Source organism: Pirellulales bacterium (assembly GCA_035939775.1).
In the GTDB taxonomy this organism is placed as follows: domain Bacteria; phylum Planctomycetota; class Planctomycetia; order Pirellulales; family DATAWG01; genus DASZFO01.
On record DASZFO010000301.1, the window covers coordinates 16056 to 30869 of the forward strand.

Annotated in this window: 10 protein-coding genes and 1 tRNA gene; 7 read left to right on the forward strand and 4 right to left on the reverse strand. The window is 62.6% G+C overall.

The genetic code is table 11. The features are described from left to right. Window positions 1–8: 8 nt before the first annotated feature. On the reverse strand, window positions 9–644 hold the full coding sequence (locus tag VGY55_18845; GenBank protein ID HEV2972039.1) for a hypothetical protein: 636 nt from the start codon (window positions 642–644) through the stop codon (window positions 9–11). A gap of 159 nt (window positions 645–803) precedes the next feature. Here VGY55_18845 and VGY55_18850 point away from each other — a divergent pair, with 159 nt between their 5' ends. From VGY55_18850 to VGY55_18875, 6 genes are all read left to right on the forward strand, one after another. Continuing rightward, a complete protein-coding gene (locus VGY55_18850; protein ID HEV2972040.1) occupies window positions 804–2567 on the forward strand; it encodes a HEAT repeat domain-containing protein in 1764 nt (587 codons plus the stop codon). A gap of 241 nt (window positions 2568–2808) precedes the next feature. Beyond that, window positions 2809–3192, forward strand: coding sequence for a BlaI/MecI/CopY family transcriptional regulator (locus VGY55_18855; GenBank protein HEV2972041.1), 384 nt, complete (start codon window positions 2809–2811; stop codon window positions 3190–3192). Beyond that, window positions 3189–5987 carry a M56 family metallopeptidase gene (locus tag VGY55_18860; GenBank protein ID HEV2972042.1) on the forward strand — a complete coding sequence of 933 codons (2799 nt, stop codon included), beginning with the start codon at window positions 3189–3191 and terminating at the stop codon, window positions 5985–5987. The genes VGY55_18855 and VGY55_18860 overlap by 4 nt, the downstream gene beginning before the upstream one ends. 445 nt (window positions 5988–6432) lie before the next feature. Next, window positions 6433–6840, forward strand: coding sequence for a BlaI/MecI/CopY family transcriptional regulator (locus VGY55_18865; GenBank protein HEV2972043.1), 408 nt, complete (start codon window positions 6433–6435; stop codon window positions 6838–6840). Window positions 6841–6843: 3 nt separating this feature from the next. After that, window positions 6844–9882 (forward strand): M56 family metallopeptidase, encoded by a 3039-nt coding sequence (locus VGY55_18870; GenBank protein HEV2972044.1) that lies wholly within the window; start codon window positions 6844–6846, stop codon window positions 9880–9882. 416 nt (window positions 9883–10298) lie between these two features. After that, entirely contained in the window at window positions 10299–11918 is a 1620-nt protein-coding gene (locus VGY55_18875; GenBank protein ID HEV2972045.1) for a glycosyltransferase family 39 protein, read from the forward strand. On the opposite strand, the gene VGY55_18880 is transcribed toward VGY55_18875, so the two are convergent. Next, window positions 11845–12222: a (deoxy)nucleoside triphosphate pyrophosphohydrolase gene (locus VGY55_18880; GenBank protein ID HEV2972046.1), complete on the reverse strand. Its 378-nt coding sequence runs from the start codon at window positions 12220–12222 to the stop codon at window positions 11845–11847. The two genes, VGY55_18875 and VGY55_18880, sit on opposite strands and share 74 nt — an antisense overlap. Before the next feature lie 27 nt (window positions 12223–12249). Next, on the reverse strand, window positions 12250–13071 hold the full coding sequence (locus tag VGY55_18885; GenBank protein HEV2972047.1) for an enoyl-ACP reductase: 822 nt from the start codon (window positions 13069–13071) through the stop codon (window positions 12250–12252). A gap of 134 nt (window positions 13072–13205) precedes the next feature. Here VGY55_18885 and VGY55_18890 point away from each other — a divergent pair. Then, a tRNA-Lys gene (locus tag VGY55_18890) sits at window positions 13206–13278 on the forward strand. Window positions 13279–13678: 400 nt separating this feature from the next. Here VGY55_18890 and VGY55_18895 read toward each other — a convergent pair. Next, on the reverse strand, window positions 13679–14814 hold a 1136-nt coding region (locus tag VGY55_18895), incomplete at its 5' end, for a hypothetical protein (GenBank protein ID HEV2972048.1).

A 14814-nucleotide genomic window follows, 5' to 3' on the forward strand; every position in this document is an offset into this window, starting at 1 on the left:
AAATCGCGTCAGCCCGCTGGGAACCGCGCTTCGTAGTTTAGTCCGTCGATGAAGTTCTTGGCAGTGGCGATGTCCGACGATTTGTATCTGGCGGCATTCTTCGTCATCGCGGCGACGATGTCGTCATGAGCTTGCTGGACTTGCGCGTATTGATCGTAATTGAACGTTCCTTGAGTCGCACGGGCCGCAAAGAGTTTGTCAAGTTGATCGCATGACTCCTGATAGGGCGTATCGCGGAGCAGGATCGGCCACATGATCTTTCCGGTCACGGGGTCAAGCTGCGACGTATTCGGCCGGGTGGGAGCGAGTTCCTTGGCCCAGCGATAGGCTTCCTCTTGCGTCATGGGCGGTGTCTTGTTGGCCTCGGTCCACCTCTTGTTGATGTCGCGCATCTGGAAATACGTCTGAGTGGCCTTGAGCCGATTGTCGATCTCTTTCGAGCGAGCGTTCGCGTAGTTCCCGGCGGCGACCGAGTCGTTCAATTCGGCTTCACCCTGGGCGCGCACCACGTCAGCATAGCCGTGAGCATAGCTCCCCCCGACGGTGGAAGCCCCTCCGCCCCAGCCGCCATTGACATAGTATTGGCCATAGAGTGTGGAGGTGGTCAATATCAGCAAAACCGGCAACCAAGATTTGATCTTCATGGGATTCACCAGCGAGAACGGTTTGTCGATTGAAGTGGCAAGCTGCGGTTGAAAGCCGGACGATCGCCGTCGCTCCAATCGTGGACTTCCGCACGTTCTCCTTACTATAATGGATGCACCCCGACAAGCAAGCGTTTTTCACCTTTAGCGGAGCCAACCATGCACCTGCGATCTCGTTGCTCATTCCTAATCGTGGCCGCGGTTCTCGCCATCCCGACGGTTGCCAAGGCGGGATCGTCGGCGTGGCAGACGGATGTCAACAAGCTCTCCTCAAAGGACGCGACCGAGCGTGCACAAGCTGCTGACGATTTGGCCAAGTTGGCTAATTCTCACGACGCCGAGTCGATCGTCGCGGCTCTATTGGCCCCGCTAACGACCGGCGACGCGCCGACGCGCTACGAAACCGCCAGGCTGCTGGCCGAGTTCGAAAAACGTGCCGGCGCGGCCGTCCCAGCGCTCGTCGGTCTGCTGAAGAGCGACCAGGACGACCTAGTCCGCGCTGCCGCTGCGAGGTCGCTCGGTTATATCGCTGAACCGGCCGGCGACACGGTCGCCGCGCTGGCCGACGCGATCGTCGACAAGGACGCACGAGTGCGTCGCAGCGCCGTGAGGGCGCTGGTGCATCTCCATCCCGATCCGAAGATTAGCTGGCCGCTGTACGTGAAGGTGCTTGAGGACGCCGATCCCGGTTTGGCGGCAACAGCGATTGCAACCGCCGCAGAGTTGGGTGACAAGATCGTTCCGCGCGCGACCGCCGCGTTGGCGATCCCCAAGGCCCGATATTGGGCCCTGTTGCTATTGGAAGAAGTAGGCCCGGCAGCGAAGGGCGCGGTTCCCGAGATCGCCAAGTTGCTTTCCGACGAACAGGTCGAAGTGCGGATGCACGCCGCGTTGACGCTCGGCGCGATCGGCGCGGATGCAAGGGACGCCGTCCCCGGTCTGATCAAGGCCCTCGACGATAAAGAGCGGGCCGTGCGCTTCACGGCTGCTTATGCCCTCGGCAAGATCGGCGCGAAGGAGGCAACCGCGGCGCTGGAAAAGCAGATGTCGGGCGATGGGCCGCAGTTCCTCAAAGCCGTTTGCGCTTGGGCGCTCGTCGAGTCCAACCCGGACGATCAGCAACTAGCCGACACGGCCATCAAGCTGCTCGGTGATTCGCTGGCGAGCAAAGAGCTGCGCGTTCGCCGCGGCGCGTCGAGAACGCTCGGCGAATTCAAGGCCGCTCCGGAGAAAGCGGCTCCCTTGTTAATCGCAGCGATGGCCGATCCCGATCCGCAAGTGGTGGAAAACGTGTCGCAGGCGCTGGCCAAGTACGGCGCCAGGCACGTGCCGGAGATTGCCGCGGCGCTGGCCGACAAGGACCGTCGGGAGTGCGCCGTGCAGACGTTGGGGCGAATCGGCCCGGAAGCCAAGGCCGCCGTGCCCCAGTTGACTGCCGCGGCAAACGATTCAGTCGCCGGCTTTCGCCGCGAGGCCCTCTTCGCCTTGGCTAGGATCGGCCCGGCCGCGGCCGCCTCTCTCCCCACCGTCGAAACGCGGTTGAACGACGAAACGCCCGAGGTCCAATACGCCGCGATCTACGCGCTCGGGAAGATCGGGCCGGCCGATAAGAGCGCCCTCCCGATGTTGCGGAAGAATCTTGCCGGCGACGATCCGTTTCTCAAAATGGCCAGCGTGTGGGCCTTGCTGAAGATCGAAGGCAACGACGCCACTCTGGTGAAGACCGCGTTGCCCATCCTGACCGGCTTGCTCAAGGACGAGCACGAGTTGCGCCGCATCGAGGCCGCCCATTCTCTCGGCGAGATCGGCCCCGCGGCCTCTCCGGCCCTGCCGCTGCTCAAGGAACTGGCCGAATCCGACACCGCGGCAGTCCGCAAAGCGGCCGCCGAGGCGGTCAATAAGATCAGCGGCGCGGCGAAATAGCGCGATTGCGCTCCGCCCGAATCGTTCAACCCGGAGCCGTCGGCGATGGCAAAGGCGCGGACGTTCAAACCGTCGCCGATGGCTCCGGGTTAAATGATCGCCGGCAAATCTCTCCCTCCAGATTTTTTTGCAAGTCGCTTGACTTGCTTGCGGACATTCGCTACTATAAAACCAAATCTGGATAACCAAACCAAATGACACTCGCTGGACCGATCCTGTTTTTCAAGAGGAGGCACAAACGATGGCACGGCCGCCGGCTAAAGAATTGACTGAGCGCGAGCTGGAAGTGATGCACGTGTTCTGGAAGCTGGACGAAACGACCGCCGCGGAAGCACGCGACGAATTGGCTCGCGGCGGGCTGGATCGCGCTTACACGACCGTGGCAACGCTGATCCGGATTCTGCTCGACAAGGGCTTTCTCGCTCAGCTACCGGGCGACCGGCCGTTTCGCTATCGCCCCGCCCGATCGTACGAAGACGTCTCGAGGCGGCTGCTGGGCGACTTGGTCGACCGGGTCTTCTCCGGCTCGCGCGAGCAATTGCTGCTGCGGCTTTTGGAACAAAAGAAACTCACTGCCAAGGAGCGCGCCGCGCTCGAGACCGTTCTGAAGGAGAACCAACGATGAACGCGCTGGGAACCGGTTTGGTATGGTGCGGCGTGCAGGTTTCGTTGCTGGTATTGGCCGGGGGCGTGGTTTATGCCGTGATGCGGCGGCGCGGTCCGGCGGTTGGCTCGCTGGCCGCGCTCGCGCTGTTGGTGATTGCGATGGGCTTGCCGGTTCTCGCCCTCTCTCCTTGGCCGAGCTGGTGGCGGCTGAGCGGCGTTTCGACGACCGACGCCGCCGCCGACCGCTCGGCGGTCGCCGACGACAATCCGGTCGCCGCGTCCGGAACTGCATCGAAGGAGTCGAAGCCAAGTGACAGAGGAGGGGGTGTATCGCACAACTCCGCTGCCGCATCGCAATCCGCCGACGATGCCGCGACCTTCGCGCGCAACTTATGGACGGCGTTTTGGGACGGTCTGGGCAACAACGCTCGCGCGCATTCGAGCCCGGCATGGCGCTGGCCAAGCATGGCCGCCTGGATATTGCTGGCCGGCATGGCGCTCGGGCTGGCGCGTTTGGCGCTGGGGCTGTCGGCGGTCGGGCGGTGTCGCAAGCGTACTCGGCCCGTGACCGATGCGGCGCTCACGGCGATCTTGGACGAAACTCGCACGCGTCTCGGCTGCTCGCGCCGCATCGAGCTGCGCGAAGCGGACGAGATCGGCTCACCGGCGACGGTCGGCTGGCGAAGTCCGTTGATTCTGTTGCCGCCCGAGTGGCGCGACTGGACCGATGCCGAGCGGCGGGTCGTGCTGGCGCACGAAGTGGCCCACGTGAGTCGCGGCGATTTTGCTGGCTGGCTCGTCGCGCAGTTCAGCGTGGCGCTGCACTTTTACAATCCGCTAGTGCATTGGCTCGCCGGCCGATTGCGGATCGAGCAGGAATTGGCCGCCGATGCGGGCGGAGCGCTGGCGGCCGGGGGCAGCGGCACGTATCTGGCGACATTGGCCGGCATGGCGTTGCGTGAAGACGACCAAACCAAAAACCGGGCGGCCTGGGCGGCGCGGCCGTTCCTCCCGGCCCGCGGAACACTTTTAAGGAGAATCGAAATGCTTCGCGACAAGAGACAACCTCAACAGTTCACGTTTTCGGCGCCCAAACGAATCGCCTTGTGGTCGGTCCTGGCAGTGCTCGGCCTGTTCATCGCCGGTCTGCGCGGCCCCGGCGGCCCAGCCTTAGCGATCGCCGAAGCGGCGCCGCCCGGCACGGCGGACGCTCAATCGATCGACCTCGCTTACGTGCCCGCCGACGCGGAACTGGTCGTGGCAGTTCGACCGGGCGATCTGATGAAGTCCGATGCGGGCAAACTGATCGCGAAAGCGGCCAGCTCCGAACCGGTCCAGCTCGAGCAAGCCTTGGGAATGCCGCTTTCGGAATTGGATTACGTCAAATTCATCGCGACCGAGCCCCTTCCAGGTTCTGGAATGCCGCGAATCGTCGTTCGCGCCTTGAAGTCTCACGACTGGAACAAATATGCCGCCACGATCGTGCCCGATCCGGTCGCGGTCGAGTCGACAATAGCCGACTTGGCTGGAAAGAAGTTCTTCAAATCCGGAAAAGCGAAGGAACTGCATTCCTATGGCGCTGGTCCCAACCATAGCCAAACGCCGTGCTATTTCCTACCGGACGATCGGACCGTGATCTTCGCGCCCGAGTGGGACATGCCGCTCATCATCGCCGAGACGATCAAGCCCGAGCCGGCGCCCAAATGGGCCAAGACTTGGGAGCGAACGGCAACCGGGAATTTGGCGGTGATGCTCAATGTGGAAAAGCTGCGAAAGCAGATCGAACCTGATCTGAAGCAAGGATCGGGCGGCCCCGCCGCGGCAATCGTCGCCATGATCGGTCCGCTGTGGCAAGATTCCGAGCGTCTATTCGTCGGCACCGACATGAGCGACAAGAAGCTCGGCCTCTTGGCGCTGGCCGAATGTCCGTCGGAGGAAGCTGCCAGCCGAGTTGAAAAGACCAGCCAAGCTCTATTGACGATGGCGCTCAATGGATTGGACGCGGCCCGCAAGATTGAGCCGGGCGGTCCCGCGGACGCCGTCGCCATCAAGAACATTTTAGTGGGCGCCGCCGAGGAATTGTTGAAACAAGCGCAGGTGACGCACGAGGGGAGCACGGTCGTGCTCAAATCGGAAGGCACCGGGGCAACGCTATTGGCCGCGGCCAGTGTCGCGCTGCCGGCGATCCAGAAAGCGCGCGATGCCGCCGGCCGAGTGCAAAGCATGAACAACCTGAAGCAGCTCGCGTTGTCGATGTTTGTCTACATGGATCAGCATCAGACATTTCCGGCAAGTGCGATTTATTCCAAGGACGGCAAGCCGCTCTTGAGTTGGCGGGTGAGCGTTTTGCCATATATTGAACAGGATGCTCTCTACAAGCAATTCCACCTCGACGAGCCGTGGGACAGCCCGAACAACAAGCCGCTGATCGCCCAGATGCCCGTCGTGTTCAAGGATCCTAGCGACGAACGGCGCGAGGAGGGGACGACGCGCTATCTCGTGCCGGTGGGCAAAGGAACCATCTTCGACGGAGACAAGGGGACTAAGATCATCGACATCACGGACGGGACGTCGAACACGATCCTGATCGTCGAAGTCGCACCGGACAAGGGCGTCACCTGGACCAAGCCCGACGACATGCCATTCGACGCCGAGAAGCCACTCTCGGGCGTGGGAACCATTCCTCCCGCCGGCATCACGGCCACCTTCGCCGACGGCTCGGTGCGACAGCTTCGCCCGACGATCAAGCCCGACACGTTCCGCAAGCTGATCCTCCGCAGCGACGGCGAACCGATCGATCAGAGCGAGTTTTAGCCGCACGGCACTTTGCGGTCCCCTGCGTATGCTCCCTCTCCTTCTGGGAGAGGGCGGGGGTGAGGGGAGCCCGCGATGACCGTCGCCCCGCTTTTCCGCTCGTTCCCAGGCTCCTACCTGGGAACGAACGACTGTAGGGAACGGCCTCCGTGCCGTTCCGAACCCGCGCCGCTTCACGGAACGCCACGGATGGCGTCGCTCCACAAAAAGGGTTTTGGGTTAACCACACTCGTAGTAAACCCTAGGAGCAACGAGCTTTCATCCTCATCTACAGACGGTTCCGATGGTTCTCCTCGCGGAGAACTTCGCTGCGCCCTGGGCTGGGCTCCGCCGGCCCTGCAGGCCGATGCTCCGCGGCGAAAAAATCGCTTGACACGTTTCCCGCGAATCCGTATGCTTAGTCTACTAAGTGTAGTTGAATAAGCGTATCGCGAGGAAACCCATCATGGCCGAGCCCATCACACCGACGGAACGGGAACTCGACATTCTCAAAGTGCTCTGGGACCGCGGCGAATCCACGGTCCGCGAGGTCTACGAAGAGCTTCGCCCGCGGCTGGCCATCGCGCAGAACACCGTTCAGGCCTTTCTCCGCACGATGGAGGAGAAGGGGCTGGTCCGGCATCGGCTCGAAGGACGCACTTTCATCTACCACCCAGTCCCGCGACGGCAGCAAACCACGCAGCATCTCGCCGGGCAGCTTTTGCAAAGAGCGTTCGACGGGGCGATCGACCAGCTCGTGCAAAGCGTGCTGGCCCTGCGAAAGCCGACCGCCGACGAGCTGGCCCGGCTCGAAGAATTGATCGTCGATGCGAAGGCGGCCAAACGAAAACCGGTCGGAAAGAAGGAGTCATGAATCATGAACCACGTCGTTCATTTGCTGGCTCCCCACCTGCCGTTGGTGCTCGGAGCTACCACCTTGCTGATGGCCATCGGTTGCGCCTGCCTTAGCGTGGCCCGAACTCCAGCGCACCGCCAACGAATCGGTGAGCTGACGCTGGCCGGCGTGCTAGGTTGGCTAGCGCTGGCGGCGATTCCGCTGCCGAGATTGTTGCCGGATGGGTTAGCTTGGCTTGGATTGCAAGCTGCCACGACCGATGATAATACGGCGAAGCGCGCGACGACGCTTAGCCCGCCCATAACGTGGGCGGGCGGCACCTTGCCCGGCGAGGCAACTGGTGCGCAGAATTCATCTGCCGCGCCTCTGAATCGCCGGGTCGAATCGGATTTGGTCGCTGCACTAGGCTTGGGTGCCATGCCCACGCGGGCACCGGCGCCAGCAGGTCGGCGTGGGCATGAATCGCAACGAGGCATGGCCACTCAGGGCAGTGCCGATGGCACCCGTCAATCCAGCATCGACGCCGTCTTAGGGTCCAAAGGCGCGAAGGGATACGTTGGCGGTGCGGGCGTGCCGAACATTCTATCGCCCGACGCATCACGGTCAGTCGCGGTCGAGTCGAACGCCACGAACGGAAACGATCTCGCGCCGCTGCGCCCCGCTCCAGAACGAACTGTTTCGCGCAATCGCGCGCCGACGCGACCTTGGCTTGAAATCGCCACATGGATTTACCTGCTGGCGGCAGCCGCGGCTGTGTTCTGGCTGCTGCTGGGCTATGCACTCTTGGCCCGCGAGCGTTGGATGGCCGAGTCGCCGCCGGCATGGCTTTATCGGCTGTTTCAATCGGCCGCGTTGTGGTCGAAGGGCCGGTTGCCGAGGCTGGTGATCAGCCGCCGCTGCTCGCGGCCGCTGTCGTGGGGCATGTTGCGGCCAATGATCGCGCTACCCGAGCGGATTTGTCATCGCACCAACCGCGACCAGCTCCGCACGATCCTGCTGCACGAACTGGGACACGTCCGCCGCGGCGATGCTCGGGGCAACCTGCTTTTCGAAATCGCCTTTCCACTCTTCTACTTTCATCCGCTGTATTGGTGGCTCCGCCGCGAAGTGCGGATGGCGGCCGAATTGGTGGCCGACGACTGGGCTGCCCGTCAAACCGGCAAAGAAACCTACGTCGCGCAGCTCGTCGCACTGGCTCGGGGAACGAGTCCCGCGCGGCTCTCACTGCTAATTGGAACCAGTGCGTTTTCAAACCCGTCTCAGTTTTATAGGAGAATGCAAATGTTGCTCGCACGCGAAAAACCGTTGACAACGCGACCTTCATTCATCTGGCGGCTCGGCTCGTTGGCGGGATTAACCATCGCGGTAGCGCTGAGCGCGGCACTTGCCGGCGTCAATCCGGCGATCGGCCAGCAGCCCGACAAACGGGACCAGAGCGCGACGAAGCCGGAGCGAAGCATAGATCCATTGTCGGCGGCCAAGGATGAACCGCCGTCGGCTGCCCGAGATGTAGCTGCACGCGAAGCCCCGGCAATCGAGGCGGCCGCCCCCAAAGCCGAGCCCGCCGGCACCGATCACCCAACCGCGCCTGCGCCGGCCAAGCCGACGGTAGAGCAGAAACCGGACAAGCCGTTCCAAACCACTTCCGAACTCCCCAGACCAACGAAGATGGACTCGGCCTATGATGCGAAGCGATTGGTAAACGAAAGGGACGCGCTTGCGCAACAAATACGCGCGTTGCAGTCGCAATTGAAGGAACTTGAAAAGGCGTCGGGCGACGGCACTTTCGATCGGCGGCAAGCCAAGGAGGCGCTTCAACGAGACGGACAAAACAAGGCCGCCGAGAACAACAACCTTCCGGAGGCGGAGATTGAAGCGGTGATCTCGAAGGACCCGCAGATTCAGCAGGCCGTGGCCGAATTGGCCGCGCTCACGCGCGAACTGCACGAAGTCGAACGCTCCGTCGTTCACAAGACCGATCCGGCGGCCGTCCGGATTCGCGATCAGATTGCCGGCGTGCGTCAGAGTATCGATGAGATCAAGAATGCCGATCGCCAGCAAGCCACGGCGGCGTTTCAACGAGATCAAGCAAGAAGGGCCGCGTCTTTTGCAGACGGCGATTCAAAGAGCAAATTGCCAGAGACGCCATCCCCAGCCGGCGGCAAGACCGTGCGGCTCACGCGAGTCGATGAGAACGGCCGCGTTTACGAGGAATCATGGTCAACCGATCCCGATGGCAAACCCACGCGAATCATCAATAAATCCGAAGTGTCCGGCGAGAAGACGATCGCCGTCGCCAGGCCCGGCGTCGTCGCTCACAATGGTGTGATCAAAGAATTCGTGGACGGCAACGGCACGACTTGGCTTCATCTTTATGAGCTGCAACCCGATGGATCCGCCGGGCGACTGATCGAAGCGCATCAAATGGCAAAGAGCGATCGCGACGCTGAGCCGACTGAGCCCGCCGCTGTTCCGCCAAGCGCCGCCGCCAGTGGAGAAGCGCCGATGCCCTATCCGGGCCATCCGGCCAAGCGAGCGTGGGTAAGTCCACCAGCGAGCAGCGAAGTTCCTTCGCCCGCTCTCACCGAGGGAGGCGCGGCCAATCATGCGCCGCCGGCCACGTCGAATCGCTTCGCGAGATCCGGCACACCAGGCTATCAGTCGATGCCGACTTCGGCGGCCATCGGAGAATCCGCTGGACCAGTCGTCTCGACGCGTCCAATCGACCTTGTTGCCCTGGCGACAAGTTATGCGGACGCCGTTGGCGCGGAGGAAGTTGCGAAGGCAAAGGTCGACGAATCCGGAGGTTCACCTTCCACTCGTGCCGGGCTGAACAGCGCAATTCGCAAAGAGCAATTGTTGCGGCATATCGCCGAGGTCGCCGCCAAAGGCGCGAAGCAGGATTACGAACGCGGCGTCAAACTTCACGGTGCCGGCGCGATTTCGATTGAGGAATTTGCCGAAATGCAGTCACGCGTCGAAATACTTCAGCAGATTCTAAACACCGGCAGCGACTCCGGCGGCCTCGATAAGCCGTCCGGTGCGGGCGCCAAGCCGTAAGGGTCGCGAGCTTTCACCCTCGATCCAGCAGTCGACAATTGAAGCTTGAGTCCTGATATCACGGGTGCCATGGCCACTGCCCTGAGTGGCCATGCGCAGTCACTCTCCATGCCCACGCCGAACCGTGGGCATGGCACCCAACGTACGAAAACCGTGTTGAAGGTCCACTCGCGGCGGCGAGCGATTCATCTTGACCCGCGCTGCCGCGCCGCTGGATAATCCGCTAGCCGCCGGATTGGATGCGGCCATTAACGCCCGCTGGAAAAGGACTTCCTCGAATGCCGGCGCACTTAGAGCCTATCCGAGAACCGCCGGGGACTGTCGCCTTTTGTGCGGGTACCATCGCCGCGATGGTCGTCGGAACAAAAGGGGACTGTCCCCCTCTCCGCGAGCGGTTCTCGGATAGGCTCAGAAGATTGGATCGTTCGCCGCTGACGGCCACCGGATGGTTGCTTGCGGCTGCGTTGATCGCCTTCCGCTTGCTGCCGGGTCTTCTTCAACCGGGGATGTTCTTCGATGGTGTGACGCATGCCACGATCGCGCGGAACCTGGCGATCGGCGTCGGCGATCCTTGGCATCCCGTTTTTTCCACGGCCGACGGGGCCGGCTATCACGAGCAGCCGCCGCTGGGGTTTGTGCTCGAGTCGTTCTTCTTTCGCGCGTTCGGCGACCGCTTCTGGGTCGAGAAGCTGTATTCGGCTTTGACGGGCGTCGTCACGGCTGTGCTCATCGCGACGATTTGGCGGCGGTTGGTGGGCGAATCAGCCCTCACCCCAACCCTCTCCCAAAGGGAGAGAGAGATGAGAGACTGCGCCTGGCTGCCGGTCGCCTTGTGGGTGATTTTGCCGGGCTGGGGTTGGATGTATGAGAACAACTTGCTGGAAAACACGCTCGGCATGTTTGCCGCGTTCGCGGTCTATGCGCTACTAAGGGCGGCTGATTCGGGCCGCGCGGCGCCGGCTTGGCTTGCCGCCGGCGCCGCGGGCATTGCCGCGGCCGTGCTCAGCAAGGGCCCCGTCGGGCTCTTTCCGCTTGTTACGCCGCTCGTGGCCTATTGCACGCTGAAACGACGAACTCTTGCGCGAGCGGTGGCGGAAAACGCGGCGCTCGTCGCTCTCGTCGCTGCCGCTCTCTGGTTAATCTGCCTCCTGCCCGGCGCAGCGGACTACCTCGACAAATACCTTCACGAGCAACTCTTCGCCAGCCTCCGCGGCCAGCGCGAAGTTGTCGGCTCCGCTCTCGGCCGCTTCGACATCGTCTGGAAGATGCTCAAAGAATTGATTCTCCCCACTACGGTCGCCGGCGGGCTGATCTGGGGCGCCCGCCGCGGCGTTGTTCGATCCAGAGAGTCGATCCCGTCCGCTTCAACATCTGTTCATGGCGGCGAAGCCGCCTCGAATTCACTCCCTCTCCCTCTGGGAGAGGGCCGGGGTGAGGGCGCCACCGCCAATCGCTCTGCCCTCGCCTTCTGCCTGCTCACCGCCGCGAGCGCCTCATTTCCGATCGTCGCCAGCCCCAAACAATCCGGCCATTACGCTTTTCCTTCGTATGCTTTTTATGCGCTCGCGATCGCCCTCTGGTGCGCGCCGGCCGTAATCCAATGGATGGCAGGAGCCGGCAAGCCCGCAGCGATGATTCGTCGTCATCGGCTGCTTCGATACGCCGCGGCATCCGTTCTCGCGCTGCTCGGCATCGCAACGTGCGCGATGGCCGGCCGGCCGCATCGCGATCAAGGCGTCTACCACGACGCGCTGGTCCTGGGCAAAATACTTCCGAAGTCATCAATCGTCGGGCTCACCGACGACCTCGCCAACGACTGGCCGCTGCAAACGAACCTGGCTCGCTGGGACTTCATAGGAGCGGACCTCGCCGCCGCGCATCCCTACCTTCTCGCGACCGCCGCGGCTCCGCCGCCGACCGGTTTCGCGGAAGTGCCGACAGAGATGTCGCGCTATCGGCTCTTCAAGCGAGCAGTTGATCCAGGATCGATCGATTCGCTTCGGGAAACGGCAGCTCCGCCAATTCCGCGGCAGTAAGCCAGATAAAAGGCGCTCCCGGCGCACGATTCGGCCCTAGCGGCGCGCAGCGGAAGAAGTGTAATTCGACGCTTCCATGTGGATAATCGTGCCGCACGACCGGATAGGCTTCGCCGACCTGCACCGTGAGCCCCGTTTCCTCCAGGCATTCTCGCGCGGCGGCTTGTTCGATCGTCTCGCCAGCCGTCACTTTGCCGCCGGGGAATTCCCACAGCCCTGCCAGCGGCGCTCCCGCCGGCCGCCGGCCGACGAGAAACCGGCCGTCTTGCTCAACCACGGCGATCGCGATTTGCGTTCTTGTCACTCGCAAAAATGGCACGCAGAGCGTGACCTACCTCTTCTTCATCTCGTCGAGCAATCGCCCCGGCGAGCCCATGATGTTGTAGCCGCAATCGACGTGCAGAATCTCGCCGGTGATCCCGTCGGACATGTCGGAGAGCATGAAGGCGCCGGTCCGGCCAACCTCTTCGTGCGTGACGTTCCGGCCAAGCGGCGCGACCTTTTCGTAGAACGGGAGCATCTCGTCGACTCCCGCCCCGCGACCGGCGAGCGTGCGGACTGGCCCGGCGCTCACGGCGTTCACGCGCACTCCGCGCGGGCCGAGATCATAGGCCAGATAACGCACGGTCGCATCGAGGGCTGCCTTGCAAATCCCCATCACGTTGTAGCCCGGCACCGCCTTCTCGCCGCCGAAGTACGTCATCGTCAGCACGGCGCTTCGCGGTGACATGATTTCCTTAGCTGCATTTGCGACCGCGATCAGGCTGAACGCGCTGATCTCCATCGCCATCTTGAAGCCATCGCGGCTGGTCTCGACGGTGTCGCGCTTCATGTCGTCGAGCGAGGCAAAGGCGATCGCATGGAGCAGGAAATCGAGCTGACCAAATTCCTCCCTGGCCTTGGCGACGACTGCCCGAATATCTTCGTCCTTGGCAACATCCATCGGCAGCAGAAATCTTGCGCTCGGCTGCGGATCGGTAAGCATTGCCACGCGGCGGCGATTCCGCTGCCGCTCATCATCCGGCCGATCGGGCAAATGCGAAAAGCCGCAGAGCCCGCCGCCGGCCATGATCTCCTGGGCAATCGCCCAAGCGATTGAATGATCGTTGGCCACTCCAAGAATCAATCCCTTCTTCCCTTCGAACAGGCCCATCGCAATCTCCTCCTGCGAAACGAATTCCTGCGAACCGCGCGTCGCGGTTTACGCTCATAATGGTTGCGGTCCCTCGTCTTGATCCTCTGCGGGCGATAAGATAGATTGATCGCTTGTCGCCACGGCGACCAGCCGCCTCCTTAGCTCAATTGGCAGAGCATCTGACTCTTAATCAGAGGGTTGATGGTTCGAGTCCATCAGGGGGCATTTCCCAAGTCTCACGCCGGTAAGCGGTTACGCTTGCCCTCTTTTTAGCGTGCCGGGCGTTTTCTAGCAACTGTTACCTAAACTGTTACTTGCCCTGGATTGAACCGGTGTATGAAGGCGGACCGCCGGACAACTGGCGGTCGTCCGTCAGGGCGGCGTCGGCATGTGGCTTGCCCCGCCGCCGATTCCGCAAGGGCTGATCGGTTGAAGAGTCCGTTATGGCATTCGGTTCCGCCATTGCCATCGAACTATGCCACCGACGCTTCTGGCGCTGAGCCGTTGAACGCGTCGGTCGGGCGGACCGCCGCGTGTCCGTTCTGCGGGCGCAAGACAGTTCTGCGGGTCGAGGTGGGGCGAAAGTAAAGCGGTTGCCCCTCCGCTCGACTCCTCGATTCTGTTCTCAATTGCCCCACTTCTTGCCGATCGCTTCCAGCAAATCATCTCCCAAGACGAGTCCGCCCACATTGTCCATCGAGTCGTAGGTCGGTCCCGCGACCGGATCCGAACCGAGCCATTCCCAATTGTCCGAAGCGAACGCCGCTGCAACGGAATCCGCATCGAGTCTCTTGCGCGAGGCCGCCGCGTCTTGAACAGTGCTGGAACCCGTCTGACTCGCGACGGATGATATTGCGACGTTCGTATCGGCCATGGGGCTCTCACCGACCGGCGCGCCTAAACTACCACTCGCCACGGTAGAGATGGCGGCCGATTTGACATTTTCATCGACGCGGACCATCGCGTGGACGAAAATCATTGGACCCACGCCCGCCGCTGTCGAAATGTCCTTTGGGATGGCTCGCGCCGTCGGAACTAACGTGGAAACGATAACCGGCGTCAGCGCAACTCGGGACGAAGCATCATTGGCTTCTTTCGAGACCGGACCCGCTGCAAGTTGCTGCGCCAAGCGGCGGGCTCGAATCGCTGCCAGGCGTGCGGCAAGGGTCGCCTCAGTGCCGGCATTACTCGCTACGCTGTTGCTCAGGGCCGAAACAGAGCTACTACTCGAAGACGCTACGGACGCGGAAATCAGCGGGTTGCCTGCCGAATCCGACGCGGCGATCGTTACCGTCGCCGAGCTGCCTGCGGTGCCGCCGATCACCAAGGCGCTCTGAACGACGTGGTTTGCCGTCAAGCTGCTGCCGGCGTCGACCGTCAGGTTGCCCGGCCCCTCAATCCCGCCGTTAAAGGCAAGGCTGCCCGCGCCGGTCACTGTCAGCGCGTCGTTATCATTCCAAGCCGAAGCCGACGAAAGGGCGACCGTCACGTTCTGCGTGGCATCGAGCGAAAGGGTCAAGGGATCAGTCGCGGCCGGCAACGGAGTGAGCAAATTGATCGTTTGCGGCCCAGCCGGAAGCTCGAACTGGATCGTGGCGGCGGTGCCCGGCGTGCCGTTGGCATCCAAGATCGCTTGGCGCAACGAACCGGGGCCGCCGTTGGCGGTGGTCGTCACCGTCAGCGTCCCAATCACGAGCGAGACCGTCGTCGGGCCGGAGCTGAAGTAGGCGTTGCTGGCCTGATAGATGAAGCTGTCCGCGC